The 19,677-nt window shown below is 41.1% G+C and carries 22 protein-coding genes; 20 read left to right on the top strand and 2 right to left on the bottom strand.

The features are described 5' to 3' along the window. The first annotated feature begins 68 nt into the window (after positions 1-68). Positions 69-1,466 (top strand): APC family permease, encoded by a 1,398-nt coding sequence (locus B7705_RS07295; protein ID WP_084948732.1) that lies wholly within the window; start codon positions 69-71, stop codon positions 1,464-1,466. Between the two features lie 22 nt (positions 1,467-1,488). Here the strand turns inward: B7705_RS07295 and B7705_RS07290 are convergent, their stop codons facing one another. Then, entirely contained in the window at positions 1,489-2,337 is an 849-nt protein-coding gene (locus B7705_RS07290) for a YitT family protein (protein ID WP_084948730.1), read from the bottom strand. Positions 2,338-2,480: 143 nt separating this feature from the next. Here B7705_RS07290 and B7705_RS07285 point away from each other — a divergent pair, with 143 nt between their 5' ends. Both B7705_RS07285 and B7705_RS07280 read left to right on the top strand, forming a co-directional pair. Further along, the gene (locus tag B7705_RS07285) at positions 2,481-3,317 is read left to right on the top strand and encodes a DegV family protein (RefSeq protein ID WP_084948729.1); all 837 of its coding nucleotides are present in this window, start codon (positions 2,481-2,483) and stop codon (positions 3,315-3,317) included. 107 nt (positions 3,318-3,424) lie between these two features. Next, on the top strand, positions 3,425-3,700 hold the full coding sequence (locus B7705_RS07280; protein ID WP_001284636.1) for an HU family DNA-binding protein: 276 nt from the start codon (positions 3,425-3,427) through the stop codon (positions 3,698-3,700). Positions 3,701-3,829: 129 nt separating this feature from the next. Here B7705_RS07280 and B7705_RS07275 read toward each other — a convergent pair whose 3' ends face one another. Continuing rightward, entirely contained in the window at positions 3,830-4,816 is a 987-nt protein-coding gene (locus B7705_RS07275) for an L-lactate dehydrogenase (RefSeq protein WP_000204720.1), read from the bottom strand. Between the two features lie 193 nt (positions 4,817-5,009). Between B7705_RS07275 and gyrA the strand changes: the two genes are divergently transcribed. From gyrA to B7705_RS07195, 17 genes are all read left to right on the top strand, one after another. Beyond that, positions 5,010-7,478: a DNA gyrase subunit A gene (gyrA, locus tag B7705_RS07270; RefSeq protein ID WP_084948727.1), complete on the top strand. Its 2,469-nt coding sequence runs from the start codon at positions 5,010-5,012 to the stop codon at positions 7,476-7,478. Further along, positions 7,478-8,218, top strand: coding sequence for a class A sortase (locus B7705_RS07265; RefSeq protein ID WP_084948726.1), 741 nt, complete (start codon positions 7,478-7,480; stop codon positions 8,216-8,218). Before gyrA ends, B7705_RS07265 begins: the two co-directional genes overlap by 1 nt. 73 nt (positions 8,219-8,291) lie before the next feature. Beyond that, a complete protein-coding gene (locus tag B7705_RS07260) occupies positions 8,292-8,708 on the top strand; it encodes a hypothetical protein (protein WP_084948724.1) in 417 nt (138 codons plus the stop codon). A gap of 26 nt (positions 8,709-8,734) precedes the next feature. Further along, a complete protein-coding gene (locus B7705_RS07255; protein WP_084948722.1) occupies positions 8,735-9,364 on the top strand; it encodes a hypothetical protein in 630 nt (209 codons plus the stop codon). A gap of 131 nt (positions 9,365-9,495) precedes the next feature. Beyond that, the gene (locus B7705_RS10090) at positions 9,496-9,618 is read left to right on the top strand and encodes a hypothetical protein (RefSeq protein WP_260468146.1); all 123 of its coding nucleotides are present in this window, start codon (positions 9,496-9,498) and stop codon (positions 9,616-9,618) included. Between the two features lie 119 nt (positions 9,619-9,737). After that, entirely contained in the window at positions 9,738-10,079 is a 342-nt protein-coding gene (locus B7705_RS07250) for a hypothetical protein (RefSeq protein WP_038806448.1), read from the top strand. A 170-nt stretch (positions 10,080-10,249) separates the two neighbouring features. After that, the gene (locus B7705_RS07245) at positions 10,250-10,549 is read left to right on the top strand and encodes a hypothetical protein (protein ID WP_239822343.1); all 300 of its coding nucleotides are present in this window, start codon (positions 10,250-10,252) and stop codon (positions 10,547-10,549) included. 124 nt (positions 10,550-10,673) lie between these two features. Further along, on the top strand, positions 10,674-11,471 hold the full coding sequence (locus B7705_RS07240) for a formate/nitrite transporter family protein (protein ID WP_000254787.1): 798 nt from the start codon (positions 10,674-10,676) through the stop codon (positions 11,469-11,471). A 150-nt stretch (positions 11,472-11,621) separates the two neighbouring features. Continuing rightward, on the top strand, positions 11,622-12,902 hold the full coding sequence (locus B7705_RS07235; RefSeq protein ID WP_084948719.1) for an O-acetylhomoserine aminocarboxypropyltransferase/cysteine synthase family protein: 1,281 nt from the start codon (positions 11,622-11,624) through the stop codon (positions 12,900-12,902). A 94-nt stretch (positions 12,903-12,996) separates the two neighbouring features. Next, complete coding sequence (locus B7705_RS07230) at positions 12,997-14,271, top strand: DUF2130 domain-containing protein (RefSeq protein WP_084948718.1); 1,275 nt, start codon at positions 12,997-12,999, stop codon at positions 14,269-14,271. Positions 14,272-14,282: 11 nt separating this feature from the next. After that, entirely contained in the window at positions 14,283-15,161 is an 879-nt protein-coding gene (truB, locus tag B7705_RS07225; protein WP_038806044.1) for a tRNA pseudouridine(55) synthase TruB, read from the top strand. Positions 15,162-15,270: 109 nt separating this feature from the next. Next, positions 15,271-15,909 carry a uridine kinase gene (udk, locus tag B7705_RS07220; protein WP_038806045.1) on the top strand — a complete coding sequence of 213 codons (639 nt, stop codon included), beginning with the start codon at positions 15,271-15,273 and terminating at the stop codon, positions 15,907-15,909. 128 nt (positions 15,910-16,037) lie between these two features. Next, the gene (xseA, locus tag B7705_RS07215) at positions 16,038-17,378 is read left to right on the top strand and encodes an exodeoxyribonuclease VII large subunit (protein ID WP_084948716.1); all 1,341 of its coding nucleotides are present in this window, start codon (positions 16,038-16,040) and stop codon (positions 17,376-17,378) included. After that, positions 17,356-17,568, top strand: coding sequence for an exodeoxyribonuclease VII small subunit (locus B7705_RS07210; RefSeq protein ID WP_000043226.1), 213 nt, complete (start codon positions 17,356-17,358; stop codon positions 17,566-17,568). The genes xseA and B7705_RS07210 overlap by 23 nt, the downstream gene beginning before the upstream one ends. Further along, a complete protein-coding gene (locus tag B7705_RS07205; RefSeq protein ID WP_084948715.1) occupies positions 17,565-18,440 on the top strand; it encodes a polyprenyl synthetase family protein in 876 nt (291 codons plus the stop codon). The genes B7705_RS07210 and B7705_RS07205 overlap by 4 nt, the downstream gene beginning before the upstream one ends. Then, positions 18,433-19,248: a TlyA family RNA methyltransferase gene (locus B7705_RS07200; RefSeq protein ID WP_084948713.1), complete on the top strand. Its 816-nt coding sequence runs from the start codon at positions 18,433-18,435 to the stop codon at positions 19,246-19,248. The genes B7705_RS07205 and B7705_RS07200 overlap by 8 nt, the downstream gene beginning before the upstream one ends. After that, positions 19,241-19,672 carry an arginine repressor gene (locus tag B7705_RS07195; protein ID WP_084948712.1) on the top strand — a complete coding sequence of 144 codons (432 nt, stop codon included), beginning with the start codon at positions 19,241-19,243 and terminating at the stop codon, positions 19,670-19,672. Before B7705_RS07200 ends, B7705_RS07195 begins: the two co-directional genes overlap by 8 nt. Positions 19,673-19,677 lie beyond the last annotated feature (5 nt).

Raw genomic sequence — 19,677 nt, 5'->3', positions numbered from 1 at the left:
CTAATAAATATTCACAAAAGTGCTTTTATATGGTAAAATAAAACAATTACATTTAGTGGAGATGAAGTATGAATATTTTTAGAACCAAGGATGTTAGTCTGAGACAGACAGAGATGCATCGCCATTTGAAGTTGTGGGATTTGATTCTTCTAGGGATTGGTGCCATGGTGGGGACAGGGATTTTCACCATTACAGGAACAGCAGCGGCTACCCTAGCTGGTCCATCACTAGTGATTTCCATTGTGATTTCTGCCCTATGTGTTTCTTTATCAGCCCTCTTTTTTGCAGAATTTGCCTCTCGTGTTCCTGCTACAGGAGGTGCGTATAGTTATCTCTATGCGATTTTAGGAGAATTACCAGCATGGATTGCTGGCTGGTTGACCATCATGGAATTTATGACAGCTGTTTCAGGTGTGGCGTCTGGTTGGGCAGCTTATTTTAAGGGCTTACTCAGTAATTATGGTATTTCCATGCCCCAAGCCTTAAATGCTACTTTTAACCCCGAACAAGGCACCTATATCGACCTTTTACCTATTTTGGTGCTGACCTTGGTAACGGGATTGGTTTTATTAAATTCCAAGGCAGCCTTGCGCTTTAATTCGCTTCTAGTAATCTTGAAATTCTCAGCTCTCGCCTTATTTATCCTAGTTGGCATTTGGTATATCAAACCTGAAAATTGGTCGAATTTTGCTCCTTTTGGTTTTGGTCAGTTTTATGGAGGAAGCACTGGGATTATGGCAGGTGCATCTTTGATGTTCTTTGGATTTCTCGGATTTGAGTCTATTTCCATGGCAGTTGATGAAATCCAAAGCCCGCAAAAAAATATTCCTCGCGGAATTGTGCTTTCTCTGACAATCGTCACTATTCTCTATGCCTTGGTAACAATAGTATTGACTGGGATTGTTCACTATAGCAAACTCAATGTGGACGATGCAGTGGCCTTTTCATTGCGTAGTATCGGAATTGGCTGGGCAGCAAATTATGTTTCGCTTGTAGCCATTCTCACCCTAATAACTGTATGTATCTCCATGACTTATGCTTTGTCTCGAATGATATATAGCTTAGCACGTGATGGACTTTTACCTCAAAGTTTTAAACAATTAAGCAAGACCAGTCGCGTTCCTAAAAATGCGACCATCTTAACAGGAGTTGCTTCAGCCATTGCAGCAGGAGTCTTTCCGCTAGCCAGTATCGCTGCCTTTTTAAATATCTGTACGCTAGCTTATCTCATTTTGCTTGCCTACGGTATTATCAAGCTCAGAAAGGATAAGGGCATGCCAAAAGAAGGAGAGTTTAAAACTCCCTTGGTGCCACTTTTGCCAATTATTTCCATTCTTATCTGTGTTTCCTTTATGCTTCAGTATACCAAGGAAACATGGATTGCCTTTGGACTTGCTCTTGTAGTTGGTCTAGTCATTTACTTTACTTACGGGTTCCGTCATTCAACCCTCGCAGAAGAAGAATAAAAGCTGGGATTTCCCAGCTTTTTTAATCTTTTACATAAGTAAATCCTTCACCAAGAATTTCATGGGCCTCTGTGATGGTGATAAAGGCTTGAGGATCGATTTGGTGAATCATATCCTTCATTTTAACGATTTCGTTCCGACCGACGATACAGTAGATAATTTTTAAATCCTTTTTGCTGTAGTAACCTTGACCAGATATAAAGGTTACGCCGCGTCCGAGTTCATCGTTAATTTTTTCGGCTAACCGATCTGGAAATTGAGTTATAATCATAAATCCTTTACCAGCATAACCTCCTTCACCGATCAGGTCGATAACACGAGCGATGATAAAGTCAAATAAGAGGGTATAGGTAACCAGACGAAGGTCCTGGAAGATGATCAAAATTAACATCAGGATAAAAAAGTCAATCCCAAAAAGCAATTTTCCAATTGAAATATTGGTGTATTTGTTGAGGATGCGAGCAACAATATCTGATCCACCTGTTGTACCACCAGCATTAAAGATAATTCCTAAACCAACTCCCAGTAAAACACCAGAAACTAAAGAGACAATAATGAGATCACCTTGCAAGTCAAATTGTAAAGGAATTCGTTCAAAGACAGCAAGCCAGATCGAGAGGGAAATGGTTCCCAAAAGGCTGGAGTAGAGAGTTTTCGGACCAAATATCTTCCAAGCGAGGATAAAGAGAGGGATGTTAATCAAGAGATTCATCACTGAGACAGGAATTTTAAAGAGATAGAAGGTAATCAATGTGATACCAGTTGCTCCGCCTTCAAACAAATGATGAGGAACTACAAAATAGGTAAGACCAAAGGCATAAATAGCTGCCCCAAGTATGATAGTGACAATAGGCTGAACTTTTCGGATCATGACTTTCCCCCGCTTTTCTATAGATAGATTATACCAAAATTCCAAGCTTTTTCATTGGATTCATCATGATTTTTTAACAATTTTTTGATATAATAAAGGTGATAAATCCCTATCTTATTGGGAAGAATAGAAAGATTGAAGATATGACACAAGTAAAAATTGTAACGGATTCCTCTGTTACTATTGAACCAGAAGTGGTTAAAGAATTAAATATCACCGTTGTTCCTTTATCTGTGATGATTGATGGTACCCTTTATTCTGATGCAGATTTGAAAGAGGGGGAATTCCTTCATCTTATGCAGCAAAGTAAAAACCTGCCCAAAACTAGTCAACCTCCAGTGGGAGTATTTGCTGAAGTTTTTGAAGAACTAGGTAAAGACGGCAGTCAGATACTCGCTATTCACATGTCCCATGCCTTGTCTGGGACTGTTGAAGCTGCTCGCCAAGGAGCAAGCCTCTCTAGCGCTGATGTGACCGTTATTGATAGTTCTTTTACAGACCAGGCGATGAAGTTTCAAGTTGTTGAAGCTGCAAAACTTGCCCAAGAAGGAAAAGATTTGGAAACTATCCTAGCTCATGTAGAAGACGTCAAGAATCATACGGAACTCTATATCGGCGTTTCAACATTAGAAAACCTAGTTAAGGGTGGACGTATCGGACGTGTGACAGGATTACTAAGTTCACTCTTGAACATTCGTGTAGTAATGCAGATGAAAAACCACGAACTCCAACCAATCGTAAAAGGGCGTGGTTCGAAAACTTTCAAAAAATGGCTTGACGAGTTGGCTGAGACCCTTTCTCATAAATCCGTTGCGGAAATTGGAATTTCCTACGCTGGTACAAATGAATGGGCCAATGAGATGAAGAATGTTTTACAAACTTATGTCGAAAAACCAATCTCAGTACTGGAAACAGGCTCTATCATTCAGACACATACAGGCGAAAATGCATGGGCTATCTTAGTTCGATATCATTCCTAAAAAAATAGAGAAAAATCGTTAGAAATAGCGTTTTTGACTTGACCTGTGGGCAATTTTAGGATATGATTATATTTGTTAATTAGAAATTATTTGGAGGAATTATTAACATGGCAAACAAACAAGATTTGATCGCTAAAGTAGCAGAAGCTACAGAATTGACTAAGAAAGATTCAGCAGCAGCAGTTGACGCTGTATTTGCAGCAGTAACTGAATACCTTGCAGCTGGTGAAAAAGTTCAATTGATCGGTTTTGGTAACTTTGAAGTTCGTGAGCGTGCTGCACGTAAAGGTCGCAACCCACAAACTGGTAAAGAAATCAAAATCGCAGCTTCTAAAGTTCCAGCATTCAAAGCTGGTAAAGCTCTTAAAGACGCTGTTAAATAATGAATTTTCAAAAAGCCTATTGTATCAAGCTTTCTAGCTTGGTCAGTAGGCTTTTTGTTTTGGAAAATATGATTTTATCGTTCTGTGCAAAAAGAAAAAGGCTCCCATGAAATGAGAACCTTCTTTTAATTAGTTTTTAGAAGCTGCTTGGAATTCAGGATTTTTCCATGCTTCATCAATGATTGCTTGCAATTCTTTAGCAGATGCTTGCATTTTTTGAGTTTCCGCGTCGTTCAATGGGATGTTTACTGGACGAACGATACCATGTGCACCAACAACTGCTGGTTGACCGATAAAGACGTTTTCAACTCCGTATTGACCTTCTTGGAAGACTGAAAGTGGAAGTACTGCATTTTCGTCATCAAGGATTGCTTTTGTGATACGAGCAAGTGCTACGGCGATACCATAGTATGTAGCTCCTTTTTTGTTGATGATTGTGTAAGCAGCATCACGAACACCTTCGAACAATTCAATCAATTCAGCTTCTTGAACGTTTTGAGTGTCTTTAAGGAATTCTTCAAGGTTTACACCAGCGATGTTGGCGTGTGACCAAACGGCAAATTCAGAATCTCCGTGTTCACCCATGATGTAGGCGTGAACTGAACGAGCATCAACGTCCAATTTTTCAGCAAGTGCTTGACGGAAACGAGCTGAGTCAAGTGAAGTACCTGAACCGATAACGCGTTCTTTAGGGAATCCAGAGAATTTCCAAGTTGAGTAAGTCAAAACGTCAACTGGGTTAGCAGCAACAAGGAAGATACCATCAAAACCTGATTCAACAACTTGTGTTACGATTGATTTGTTGATAGCCAAGTTTTTACCTACAAGGTCAAGACGAGTTTCACCTGGTTTTTGAGGAGCACCTGCAGTGATAACAACAAGGTCAGCGTCTGCACAGTCAGAGTATTGAGCAGCGTAGATTTTTTTAGGTGAAGTGAAGGCAAGGGCGTGACTAAGGTCAAGCGCATCACCAACAGCTTTTTCGTGTAATTGTGGAATTTCGATAATTCCAAGCTCTTGTGCAATTCCTTGGTTAACAAGTGCGAAAGCGTAAGATGAACCTACGGCACCGTCACCAACAAGGATCACTTTTTTGTGTTGTTTAGTTGAAGTCATTATCTAAACATCTCCTTCATTTTTTTTAGGGGAATCCCCAGACACTTTCATTCTATCACTTTTAAAAAGCTTTGTCACGAATATTCTATGCGGTTATTGATGTAAACGTTTTAGTAGTTTCAGAAGCCTGAAATAAAGGACATTTTATGGTATAATATATCTAATTACTAATAGTGAAATGAGGCATTTATTAATGCAGGATAAAAATTTAGTGAATGTCAATCTGACAAAGGAGATGAAGACCAGCTTTATCGATTACGCCATGAGTGTTATCGTAGCGCGTGCTCTTCCTGATGTTCGAGATGGCTTGAAGCCTGTTCACCGCCGTATTCTTTACGGAATGAATGAATTAGGTGTTACACCAGACAAACCTCATAAAAAATCAGCCCGTATTACAGGGGATGTTATGGGTAAATACCACCCGCACGGAGATTCCTCTATTTATGAAGCCATGGTCCGTATGGCCCAGTGGTGGAGCTACCGTTACATGCTTGTCGATGGACATGGAAACTTTGGTTCCATGGACGGGGATGGTGCCGCTGCACAGCGTTACACAGAAGCACGTATGAGCAAGATTGCTCTTGAAATGCTTCGTGATATCAATAAAAACACAGTTGATTTCGTAGACAACTACGATGCCAATGAGCGTGAGCCCTTGGTCTTGCCAGCCCGTTTTCCAAACCTTTTGGTCAATGGGGCAACTGGGATTGCCGTAGGGATGGCTACCAACATTCCTCCTCACAACTTGGGTGAAACCATTGATGCTGTGAAGCTCGTCATGGACAATCCAGATGTGACGACTAAGGACTTGATGGAGGTCTTGCCTGGTCCAGATTTTCCGACTGGTGCTCTTGTCATGGGGAAATCAGGGATTCATAAGGCCTATGAGACTGGTAAAGGTTCCATTGTCCTTCGTTCTCGTACAGAGATTGAAACTACTAAGACGGGTCGTGAGCGCATCGTTGTAACGGAATTCCCTTACATGGTCAATAAAACCAAGGTCCATGAGCATATTGTTCGCTTGGTTCAGGAAAAACGCCTTGAGGGCATTACAGCCGTACGTGATGAGTCCAATCGTGAAGGCGTTCGCTTTGTAATTGAGGTTAAACGCGACGCGTCTGCCAACGTTATCCTTAACAACCTCTTCAAGATGACCCAGATGCAAACCAATTTTGGTTTCAACATGTTGGCGATTCAAAATGGCGTGCCAAAAATCTTGTCCCTTCGTCAAATTTTGGATGCTTATATCGAGCACCAAAAAGAAGTGGTTGTTCGCCGCACTCGTTTTGACAAGGAAAAAGCAGAAGCGCGTGCGCACATTTTAGAAGGTCTTTTAATTGCACTAGACCATATCGACGAAGTGATTCGTATCATTCGTGCCAGTGAAACGGATGCGGAAGCCCAAGCCGAATTGATGAGCAAGTTCAAGCTTTCTGAACGTCAAAGTCAAGCTATCCTTGATATGCGTCTTCGTCGTTTGACAGGATTGGAACGTGATAAGATTCAGTCTGAATATGATGAATTGATTGCCTTGATTGCAGATTTGGCTGATATTCTTGCCAAGCCTGGGCGTGTAGCTCAAATCATCAAAGAGGAATTGGACGAAGTCAAACGCAAGTTTGGTGACAAACGTCGTACCGAGTTGATGGTCGGAGAGGTCTTGACCCTTGAAGATGAAGATTTGATTGAAGAGTCGGATGTCTTGATTACTCTCTCTAACAAGGGTTACATCAAACGTCTGGATCAAGGTGAGTTCACAGCCCAAAAACGTGGTGGTCGTGGTGTCCAAGGTACTGGGGTTAAGGATGATGACTTTGTGCGTGAGTTGGTTTCAACCAGCACCCATGATCATTTGCTCTTCTTTACCAATAAAGGACGAGTATACCGACTAAAAGGTTATGAAATTCCTGAATATGGTCGTACAGCCAAAGGATTGCCAGTTGTCAATCTTTTGAAGTTGGACGAGGGTGAGAGCATTCAGACCATTATCAACGTTGAGTCTGAACGTAGTGATGATGCTTATCTTTTCTTCACAACCCGTCACGGTGTCGTGAAGAGAACCAGTGTCAAAGAATTTGCAAATATTCGTCAAAATGGACTCAAAGCCTTGAATCTCAAGGATGAAGACGAATTGATTAATGTCTTGCTGACAGAAGAAGATACGGATATTATCATTGGTACCAAGTTTGGATATGCTGTTCGTTTTAATCAATCAGCTGTTCGTGGCATGAGCCGTATCGCGACAGGTGTTCGAGGAGTCAATCTTCGTGAAGGAGATACTGTAGTTGGTGCTAGCGTGATTACAAACCAGGACGAAGTCCTTATCATCACTGAAAAAGGTTATGGTAAGCGTACCCTTGCTACTGAATATCCAACTAAAGGTCGTGGTGGTAAAGGGATGAAGACAGCCAATGTTGCTGAGAAGAATGGTCCTCTTGCAGGTCTCCTCACTGTTAAAGGAGATGAAGACCTGATGATTATCACAGATACAGGTGTCATGATCCGTACAAATGTTGCCAATATTTCACAAACAGGACGCTCAACTATGGGAGTGAAGGTGATGCGTCTAGACCAGGATGCTAAGATTGTGACCTTTACAACGGTTGCTGCGGCAGAAAAAGAAGAGGTAGCAACAGAAGAGAGAACAGAGGGTGAAGCATAATGTCTCACAGAAAAATAAAGAAGAATAACCGTAAAAATATACTAATCAATATTTTAGCTGGATTTTTAATTCTTCTATCCCTTGCCTTGATTTTTAATGCTCAAATTCGTGACATCTTTATGGTTTGGAATACCAATAAATACCAAGTCAGTCAGGTGACTAAGGAAAAGATTGAGGAAAATAAAGAGACAGAAGGAAATTTCGATTTTGATTCTGTCAAATCCATCTCATCGGAAGCGGTGTTAGCTTCCCAGTGGGATGCTCAGCAACTTCCAGTTATCGGAGGGATTGCCATTCCTGAAGTAGAGATTAACCTGCCTATTTTTAAAGGTTTGGATAATGTAAACTTGTTCTACGGAGCAGGAACCATGAAAGCAAATCAGAAAATGGGAGAGGGCAACTATTCTCTAGCTAGTCACCATATCTTTACTGCTGAAAATGCGAGTCAGATGCTCTTCTCACCTTTGGTCAATGCCAAAGCGGGGATGAAAATCTATCTGACTGATAAAGATAAAGTATACACCTATGAGATTCGTGAAGTGAAGCACGTAACCCCCGATCGGGTAGATGAAATCGAGGATCGTGAAGGAGTTAAGGAGATTACGCTGGTAACTTGTGTGGACTATAATGCGACAGAGCGGATTATTGTTAAAGGTGATTTTAAAGAAGTTAAAGCTTATTCTGAAACATCTGATGATATCCTAAGCGCCTTTAATAAGCCATATAAACAACGTTATTAACCTCAAAAACCAGTGAATTGTATTTTTCACTGGTTTTTGTCAAATAGAAGCGTCAGTCAAAGGAGAATGATGCATGTTCGAATATTTTTTGTTTGGAATGAAAACGATGTGGGAAAGTCCTGTCTTTAGTTTTGCCTTTTACTTATTAACCTCTATTCTTTTACTAATCTTTTGGCGACGTTTTATAATTGTCCGTCGTAGTGGTGGTGATTTTTTTGCTCCGTTTCACATTGCCAATGGGAGACTTTATATTCACAATGCTTTTGTATTTGTGAAGAGAATCATTCCGCTGAATAACATCAAAATGATTGAAGTCAAATATATTCGAAGTGTCAAATTGAATGGGGCAAGGTATCATTTGTGTATCGAAAGAAAAGATGGAAAAGCTGTCAGTTTTTTCTTCGGACAATCAAAACAGAATGATCTCCTTGTGAAGAATCTAAAGAATGAAACTAAAAACTACCATATTAGAATTGTAATAGATGGATAAGTGTTTAGCTTAAGAAAGGAATGATCATGGATAAGCTACAAGAAGTCAGAGAAAATGAACACTTAAGGACCTTACTGATGACTGAATGTGATATTTATTTTTATGACAAGATAAGTGAAGTTCAGTTTTCAGGGAACAATGAGGAATACTCTCTTGCCTGTAAGGCATTTGCTCAAGACGGTAGTGGGGGAGAATATGTTTTTCTCGAAGATAACAGCATAGGCTTTATCGGAAGTGAGGGCCAAGTGGGGAGAGTAGCAGAAAGTCTGGATGACTTACTGACATTCCTACTTCACGCAGGTTGTATTTCGGATTTTAGCTGTCGGTATCTTTATCAGAACACAGACTTATTGAAAGCATTTTGTAGGGGCTATGTGTCTAAAATACGAGAAAGCTATCAGGCTAAGCAGGAAAATTGGGATCTGGTACGAGGAAATATGGCTCAAAAACTATCACTTGATTTCAATCCTGAAAAACTAGAAGAAGTAGCCATGACATTTTATCAAGCGGCGACAAGGAAGCCTGTCTTTTCCTGTAAGTATATAGGCGGTGAAGAAGAATATACCTGTGATTCAGTCTTGTCGGACATTGTGGGCTTGTGGACGACAGAACTTGTAGGCATGAGTAGAGAAGAAATTGAAAACTATAAAATTTGATAATGTATGATGCTTGCAAGATGCTCATTCAACTTTAATGGTATCTTTTCAATATGAGAGAAATCTGGTCAGTAGGTTGAAAGGTTTATCGTAAGTAACCGAAGGATGCCTGGCATAAGAGAGGATAGATAATGAGTCAGTTAAGAGAAAAGTCTTTCGTTACGCTCAAAGAAGACATAACAAGTAGTTTTCCATTTGACAAGGATCTTCCTATGATATTCTTGGGAGGAATTGCCAATATGGCTGGACACTGAATCTTCATAGGAAAATCGGGGGAAGTGTTATTTTGGATATCATATTTCACATTTTAGAGAACTAAGTGAAGATGAGATATAGGACTTTCGCAGTAGGAAAAATAGATGAGGAGTTGAGAATGAATAATCAGATTGATTTAGTACTTCCAAACCTATACGCAGAATTCGTGAGTAAAATCGATAAAGCAGGAGAGTTGGTGATAGAGAATACAGGCATCACTTTATATTCGAGGTTAGATTTGCTAGAAAGAAACTCCACCTACCAAATAGAAGAGTGGGAACCGGATTTTTTCCTGATTGGGCAAGATGGGAATGTCGCTTTTTTTATAAAGAAAGATTCTGACGACACTATTTATATGAATGATTTGGGGGCATTAGGTTCACTGGAAATGAAACCCATATCTTTAAATATTTTCGAGTTTGTGCAACAAGCGAGTGAACATTATGATGATATCTTCTAATCATTGCAAGTGTTGTTATTTTATAGTACGCGTGTGTGGAAGACATTTTTATGAAATCATTTGAACATTTTGATTAATGTTAATGAATTTTTAGTAAATGATAATGATTTGGAGAGTGAACAATAAATTTTGATGAGAGTTTACAGCAATACACTTATGAGCATGAGGGAGTGACCTTTGTTTGGGACGAAGAGCCTGATTGTGACTTTATAGATAAAGTTGAACTGTTATCAAAAAATTATCAGGAAAATCTCAATAGAATTATCAACTTCATGCTAGCTGATCTTAAGGGAATGTATGGAGCAGTCAGCGAGGAAGATATGAAGCACAAGCTGGGGAAACCTATCATTGACTACAATCAAGGAACAGTTAGTTATTGTGAGCAAACCTTCGATGACTGGCACCTATTTGAGTTTGAATTTTTGGATGATCAATTTAAAACATTGAAATGTTTTTCTGTTAATGGGTAAAGGAGAGATTTATGGAATTACCCCAATGCCTTGATTTTCTTTGTAGAAAACGTATACAAGAAAGGCTTTTCAAAATGCGTGCTTTATGTTATAATATTCACAAATAAAAGTTTTAGGAGTTTTTATGGTCTCTTCAGAATTTATCTCAAAGATTGAATTTGCTTGTAAGAAGAAAGAAAGTCTTTATAGTCAAAGTAAATTCAAATATGCGATTCGTTCCATGTTTGCAGGTGCCTTTTTAACATTTAGTACAGCTGCGGGTGCAGTTGGGGCTGACTTGATTAATAAGATCGCACCAGGCAGTGGACGTTTCCTCTTCCCATTCGTTTTTGCTTGGGGATTGGCCTACATAGTTTTCTTGAATGCTGAACTGGTAACTTCTAATATGATGTTCTTGACAGCTGGCAGTTTCTTGAAAAAAATCTCTTGGAGAAAAACAGCTGAGATTTTACTTTACTGTACCTTGTTCAATCTCATAGGAGCTTTGATAGCAGGTTGGGGCTTTGCCCATTCAGCAGCCTACGCAAATCTGACACATGACAGCTTCATTTCAGGGGTTGTAGAGATGAAGTTAGGCCGTTCCAATGAGTTAGTCTTACTTGAAGGTATTTTAGCCAATATCTTTGTAAACATTGCCATTCTTTCATTCGTTTTGGTGAAAGACGGTGGCGCCAAACTTTGGCTTGTCTTATCAGCAATTTACATGTTTGTATTCTTAACAAACGAACACATTGCTGCGAACTTTGCTTCTTTTGCGATTGTTAAGTTCAGTGTTGCAGCAGATTCAATTGCTAACTTTGACATACCAAATATTCTTCGTCACTGGGGTGTAACCTTTGTCGGAAACTTTATCGGAGGAGGTCTCTTGATGGGCTTGCCCTACGCTTTCCTCAACAAAAATGAAGATACTTATGTCGATTAAAGAAATGAGCACGAGTGAATCGTGCTTTTTTGTTTGATGTGTAAAACTAGTCATAGTTGTTCCTTATATCAAAATATAGAAAAACGGTATTGGAAAAGGCTAGACCAAGATGATACAATATCCTTAATTAAGCTATTTGGAGGTCGTAAAATGACTCGTGAATTTAAATTTGAAACCCTACAATTACATGCTGGGCAAGTAGTTGATCCAGCGACTAAATCTCGTGCAGTACCGATTTATCAAACAACATCCTTCGTTTTTGATGACACGCAGGAAGGTGCAGATCTGTTTGCCTTGAGAAAACCAGGGAACATTTATACTCGTATTACCAACCCTACAACAGCGGCATTTGAAGAAAGAATAGCTGCTCTTGAAGGTGGTGTTGGAGCGCTAGCAACAGCATCAGGTATGGCAGCAGTGACTTATACGATTTTAGCTCTTGCCCATGCTGGTGACCATGTGGTGGCTGCGTCAACTATTTACGGTGGGACCTTCAACCTCTTGAAAGAAACACTTCCTCGCTACGGTATTACAACAACCTTTGTTGATGTGGATAACTTGGAGGAAGTGGAAGCAGCTATCGGTGACAATACCAAACTTGTCTTGATTGAAACCTTGGGGAATCCTTTGATTAACATTCCTGACTTGGAAAAATTGGCTGAGATTGCGCATAAACACCAGATTCCTCTCGTTTCGGACAATACTTTTGCCACACCATATTTGATTAACGTTTTCTCTCACGGTGTAGATATTGCCATTCACTCAGCAACTAAGTTTATCGGTGGGCATGGTACGACTATTGGTGGAGTGATTGTCGATAGTGGTCATTTTGACTGGGAGGCTTCAGGGAAGTTCCCTCAATTTGTTGAGGAAGACCCAAGTTACCATAACTTGAGCTATACTCGTGATGTGGGTGCAGCAGCCTTTATTATCGCTGTTCGTGTTCAATTGCTCCGTGATACAGGTGCAGCCTTGTCTCCATTTAATGCCTTTCTCTTGCTTCAAGGACTCGAAACGCTTTCTCTTCGTGTGGAACGCCATGTGCAAAATGCAGAGAAAATTGTTGATTTCCTTGTCAACCATCCTAAGGTAGAAAAAGTCAACTATCCAAAACTAGCAGACAGTCCTTATCATGCCTTGGCTGAGAAATATTTGCCAAAAGGTGTTGGTTCAATCTTTACCTTCCATGTTAAAGGTGGAGAGGCAGAAGCTCGCAAGGTCATTGATAATTTGGAAATCTTCTCTGACCTTGCAAACGTAGCAGATGCCAAATCTCTTGTTGTCCATCCTGCGACAACCACTCACGGTCAGTTGTCAGAAAAAGATCTAGAAGCAGCAGGTGTCACACCAAACCAAATCCGCTTGTCTATCGGTCTTGAAAATGTAGAGGATTTGATTGAAGACTTGCGCTTGGCCTTGGAAAAAATTTAAAATAAAAGATATAAACAGTGGGTTTCGACTCACTGTTTTTGATTTTCCTTTAAGCATGATATAATGGTTAAAGAAGTCTAGAAAGAGGAAAGATATGAACGAAATCAAATGCCCCAACTGTGGGGAAGTCTTTACAGTAAATGAAAGTCAGTATGCCGAACTCTTATCCCAAGTGAGAACGGCAGAGTTTGATAAGGAATTACACGATCGGATGAAGCAGGAGCTGGCCTTGGCTGAGCAAAAGGCCATGAATGAGCAACAGTCTAAACTGGCTCAAAAAGACCAAGAAATCGCGCAACTGCAGAGTCAAATCCAAAACTTTGATACAGAGAAAGAGTTAGCCAAGAAAGAGGTTGAACAGTCAAGTCATGAGGCCTTATTAGCAAAGGACAAGGAAGTACAGGCCTTGGAAAACCAACTGGCCACCTTGCGTTTGGAGCATGAAAATCAACTGCAAAAGACCCTTTCTGACTTAGAAAAAGAACGGGATCAAGTTAAAAATCAGCTCCTCTTGCAAGAAAAGGAAAATGAGTTGTCTTTGGCTTCTGTTAAGCAAAATTACGAAGCCCAGCTTAAGGCGGCTAATGAACAAGTTGAATTTTACAAGAACTTTAAAGCTCAACAATCCACAAAAGCTATCGGGGAAAGTTTGGAACAGTATGCAGAGAGTGAGTTTAATAAGGTTCGGAGCTTTGCCTTTCCAAATGCTTACTTTGAGAAGGATAACAAGGTCTCTGCGCGTGGTTCTAAGGGGGACTTTATCTTCCGTGAATGTGATGAAAATGGTATCGAAATCATTTCCATCATGTTTGAGATGAAAAACGAAGCGGACGGCACAGAAAAGAAGCATAAGAATTCGGACTTCTATAAGGAATTGGACAAGGACCGTCGGGAAAAGAACTGTGAATATGCCGTGTTGGTGACCATGTTAGAAGCAGATAACGACTACTTTAACACAGGGATTGTTGACGTCAGTCACGAGTATGAAAAGATGTATGTTGTCCGTCCTCAGTTCTTCATCCAGTTGATTGGTCTCCTGCGTAATGCGGCTCTTAATTCTCTCAAATACAAGCAAGAGTTGGCCTTGGTTCGGGAGCAGAATATCGATATTACGCATTTTGAAGAAGACTTGGATGCCTTCAAAGTAGCTTTTGCCAAGAACTACAACTCAGCTTCGAACAACTTTGGCAAAGCCATCGATGAAATTGATAAAGCAATTAAGCGTATGGAAGAAGTCAAGAAGTTTCTGACCACATCCGAAAACCAACTCCGCTTAGCTAACAATAAGCTGGAAGATGTTTCCGTTAAAAAATTGACCCGAAAAAATCCAACCATGAAAGCTAAGTTTGAAGCCTTGAAGGGGGAGTAAGAAAGCAACACATGAACGGTATTATCAACTTAAAAAAAGAAGCGGGGATGACCTCGCATGATGCGGTTTTTAAACTGCGTAAGATTTTGGGAACTAAGAAGATTGGTCATGGTGGGACCTTGGATCCGAATGTGGTGGGTGTTTTGCCCATTGCGGTTGGCAAGGCGACCCGCATGGTCGAGTTTATGCAGGATGAGGGCAAGGTCTATGAGGGGGAAATCACTCTTGGTTATTCAACGACGACTGAGGATGCCAGTGGGGAAGTGGTCGCAGAGACACCCATTTTGTCTCCCTTGGATGAAATCATTGTCGACGAAGCGATTGCGAGTCTGACTGGGCCTATCACTCAGATTCCGCCTATGTATTCTGCTGTCAAGGTCAATGGTCGTAAGCTCTATGAGTATGCGCGTGCTGGGCAGGAAGTGGAGCGTCCAGAACGTCGGGTGACTATTTATCAATTTGAGCGGACAAGTCCGATTTCTTATGAGGATCACCTCGCACGTTTTACCTTTCGTGTGAAATGTAGTAAGGGGACTTATATCCGTACCTTGTCTGTTGACTTGGGAGAGAAGCTGGGTTATGCGGCCCATATGTCCCATTTGACTCGGACTAGTGCAGCAGGTTTACAGTTAGAAGATGCCTTGACCTTGGAAGAAATTGCTGAAAAAGTAGAGGCAGGGCAACTGGACTTTCTCCACCCTCTAGAGATTGGGACAGGGGACCTTATCAAAGTTATCCTAACTCCAGAACAGGCTACAGAAGTGCGCTTTGGTCGTTTTATTGAGTTAGACCAAACAGACAAAGAATTAGCTGCCTTTGAAGGAGATAAATTGCTAGCCATTCTTGAAAAACGGGACAATCTCTACAAGCCAAGGAAGGTTTTTAGCTAGTCTAACTGAGGTGTAGGGAGTGTTTTTTCCCCTAGACTATCCAAATCAGACTATAAATTTTGCAAAAAATGTGATAGAATAGACGACGGATAAAAAAATGGAGGATAGCATGCAAAATAGACCAATCATTATCGGAGTGACAGGTGGTTCTGGTGGTGGTAAGACCAGTGTTTCAAGAGCCATTTTATCGCACTTCCCTGATGAAAAGATTTCCATGATTGAGCATGATTCATACTACAAGGATCAGTCTCATTTGACCTTTGAAGAGCGTGTCAAAACCAACTATGACCATCCATTTGCCTTTGATACAGACTTGATGATCGAGCAGATTAAGGAATTGTTGGCGGGACGCCCGGTGGACATCCCGACTTATGACTATACAGAGCATACACGGAGTAGCAAGACCTATCGTCAGGAGCCTCAAGATGTCTTTATCGTTGAGGGGATTCTGGTCTTGGAGGACAAGCGCTTGCGTGATTTGATGGACATCAAGATTTTTGTGGATACGGATGATGATGTGCGCATTATTCGTCGTATCAAGCGTGATATGGAAGAGCGTGGTCGTAGTCTAGATAGCGTGATTGACCAGTACTTGGGTGTGGTCAAACCCATGTACCATCAGTTCATCGAGCCGACCAAGCGTTATGCCGATATCGTCATTCCTGAGGGAGTCAGCAATACCGTGGCTATCGACCTGTTGACAACAAAAATTGCAAAGGTTTTGGAAGAAGCTCGTAACAGCAAATAATCAGATGAGGAGGCATGACCTCCTTTTTCTATTTTTCCTTGAGTTTCAGTAGGAAAAAGGTGATTTTTAAGCATGTTTTTGGTATAATAATACCCATGGAAAAGCAAGAAAATGAATAGTAGGTGGAGATGGAAAAGTATTTATCGGTAACAACTTTGACTAAGTATCTGAAAATGAAATTCGATAAAGACCCTTACTTGGAACGGGTCTATTTAACTGGTCAAGTTTCCAACTTTCGCAAACGACCTACTCACCAATATTTCTCCCTAAAAGACGACCATGCAGTCATTCAAGCGACCATCTGGTCTGGGATTTATCAAAAATTAGGTTTCGACCTCGAAGAGGGAATGAAGATCAATGTAATTGGGCGTGTTCAGGTTTATGAACCGAGCGGTAGCTACTCCATCATCATTGAAAAAGCTGAGCCTGATGGGGTCGGGGCGCTTGCGATTCAGTTTGAACAACTCAAGAAAAAACTAACTGAGGAAGGCCTCTTTCAAGAACGGTTCAAGCAACCTCTTCCCCAATTTTCTAAGAGAATTGGTGTGGTGACCAGTCGCAGTGGAGCCGTTATTCGAGATATTATCACGACCGTGAGCAGACGGTTTCCTGGTATCGATATCCTTCTCTATCCGACCAAGGTGCAAGGTGATGGAGCTGCGGAGGAAATTGCTCGAAATATTGCGCGTGCCAATCAACGTGACGACTTGGATTTGCTCATCATTGGTCGTGGTGGGGGTTCCATCGAGGATCTCTGGGCCTTTAACGAAGAGATTGTGGTACGGGCTATTTTTGAATCCCGTTTGCCAGTTATCTCCAGTGTTGGGCATGAGACGGATGTGACCTTGGCGGATTTTGTGGCTGATCGCCGTGCTGCAACGCCAACAGCTGCAGCTGAACTGGCAACACCTGTAACCAAGTTGGATCTTCTGGCCCATTTGCAAAATCAAGAAAAGCGGATGGCAACAGCAGTTCAGAATGTCCTGTCAAGAAAAAAAGAAGCTCTGAAAAAATGCAGTCAGTCAGTCATCTTTAGACAGCCAGAGCGCTTGTATGATGGCTATTTGCAACGCTTGGATCAACTGCAACTGCGATTAAAACAAAGTTTGCGAACACGAATTTCTGATAACAAACAAGTAGTTCAAGCAAGGACGCACAGACTGGTGCAATTATCACCTATAACTAAAATCCAACGCTATCAGGATCGTCTTGCTCAGTTGGACAAGCTCCTACGTAGCCAAATGGCGCTGGTTTATGATGCCAAGGTCGCTGAAGTCAAGCGACTTTCAGAAGCCTTACTGATGTTGGATACCAGTCGAATCGTGGCGCGTGGTTATGCTATTGTCAAAAAAGAAGAGTCAGTTATCGATTCGGTTGAGAGTTTGAAGAAAAAAGACCAAGTGACGCTTTTGATGCGAGATGGTCAAGTAGAATTAGAGGTTAAAGATGTCAAAACAAAAGAAATTTGAGGAAAATCTAGCAGAACTGGAGACCATTGTCCAAAGTTTAGAAAATGGTGAAATTGCTTTAGAAGATGCGATTGCTGCCTTTCAAAAGGGCATGGTCTTGTCAAAAGAGCTTCAAGCGACGCTGGACAAGGCTGAAAAAACCTTGGTCAAGGTCATGCAAGAAGATGGAACAGAAAGTGATTTTGAATGAAGAAGCAAGAAAAATTAGCTCTTGTCGAGTCTGCCTTGGAAAATTTTTATGGAGACCAGCAGTTTGCCTCTAGTTTGCGAGAGTCCGTTCTCTATTCCATTCATGCTGGTGGCAAGCGTATTCGACCTTTTCTCTTGTTAGAGGTTTTGGAAGCCTTGCATGTTGCTATTAGACCAGCGCATGCACAGGTAGCTGCGGCCTTGGAAATGATTCATACAGGGAGCTTGATTCATGATGATCTTCCTGCTATGGATGATGATGATTATCGACGTGGACGCTTGACCAACCATAAGAAATTCGGTGAAGCTATGGCAATTTTGGCAGGCGATGCTTTGTTCCTAGATCCCTATGCTTTGATAGCGCAGGCAGATTTGCCCAGTCAGATCAAGGTGGACTTGATTGCCAACTTATCCCTTGCTTCAGGAAGTCTGGGAATGGTTGCAGGGCAGGTTTTGGACATGGAAGGCGAACATCAGCACTTGTCTTTGGAAGAACTTCAGACCATTCATGCCAATAAAACAGGTAAGTTACTAGCTTATCCTTTCCAAGCAGCTGCTATCATAGCTGAATTAGCTCCTGAAACCCAAGCAAAACTGAAAACGGTTGGTGAATTGATTGGGCTGGCTTTTCAAGTAAGAGATGACGTGCTGGATGTGACAGCTAGTTTTGAGGAAATCGGCAAAACACCACAAAAGGATTTGCAGGCAGAAAAGTCAACCTATCCAGCCTTGTTGGGCTTGGAAGAGGCCAAGGCCTTTTGTAACCAAACTTTGGATCAAGCTAATGAAAAATTAGAAGAAATTGCCCAGCAAGTCAGCTTTGAAACAGAGCCGATTGTGAAAATAGTAGAAAGTTTGAGAATCAATGGCTAAGGAAAGAGTGGATGTACTAGCTTATAAACAGGGCTTGTTTGAAACACGTGAACAGGCCAAGCGTGGTGTCATGGCTGGGCTTGTCGTAGCAGTCCTTAATGGGGAGCGGTTTGACAAACCAGGAGAGAAAATTCCAGACGACACCGAGCTAAAACTCAAGGGTGAAAAACTCAAGTATGTTAGCCGCGGTGGTTTGAAACTGGAAAAGGCCTTGCAAGTCTTTGATCTATCAGTGGAAGGAGCGACAACGATTGATATTGGGGCCTCCACTGGAGGATTTACCGACGTCATGTTGCAGAATGGTGCTGAGTTGGTCTTTGCAGTTGATGTTGGTACCAATCAGTTGGCTTGGAAATTACGCCAAAACCCACGGGTTGTCAGCATGGAGCAGTTTAATTTTCGTTATGCTGAAAAGACTGATTTCGAAAAGGAGCCGAGCTTTGCCAGTATTGATGTGAGTTTCATTTCCCTTAGTCTGATCTTACCAGCCTTGCATCGTGTGTTGGCTGAACAAGGTCAGGTGGTAGCACTTGTCAAACCCCAGTTTGAAGCAGGTCGTGAGCAGATTGGGAAGAATGGAATCATTCGCGATGCCAAGGTCCATCAGAATGTCCTTGAATCTGTCACTGCTATGGCAGTTGATCAAGGTTTTTCAGTGCTTGGATTAGACTATTCACCAATCCAAGGTGGACATGGAAACATTGAGTTTTTAGCTTATTTGAAAAAGGAAGAGGGAGCAAGTAATCAAGTTGCCCCAGAAATAGAAAAAGTTGTAGAGAGAGCACATAGAGAATTTAAAGATGAATAAAAAAGAGAGACTTGAAAAAATTAGAAGATTTGTAACAGATTATCAAATCGGAACACAGGAAGAAATCGTTGAGCATTTAAAAGAAGCAAGTATCTCTGCCACTCAAGCGACGGTGTCACGAGATATTAAGGAACTGGGTATTGTAAAAATTCCCTTGAAGAACAATAAATACATCTATGAATTGCCAAAAACAATTGTAAGAAGTTTGCAGTTGGCTGAGAATAACATAATAGGTTCTGAGCGCATGGGAAATATGATCAATCTGGATGTCATTCCTGGGAATACTGCCTTTGTCAAGAGTCAGCTGATGAATACTTTCTCAGAGAGAATTTTCAACTGTCTGGCAGACGACAACTCAATTTTGATTATCTTGAGAAATGAAGAAGATGCCAAGGAAATATTTGAACAAGTAAAAAATTGGTAGGTTTA

Origin of the sequence: Streptococcus oralis subsp. dentisani (genome assembly GCF_002096685.1) — a bacterium.
Lineage (GTDB): Bacteria > Bacillota > Bacilli > Lactobacillales > Streptococcaceae > Streptococcus > Streptococcus oralis_AD.
This window is presented reverse-complemented; position numbering and strand designations above follow the sequence as displayed.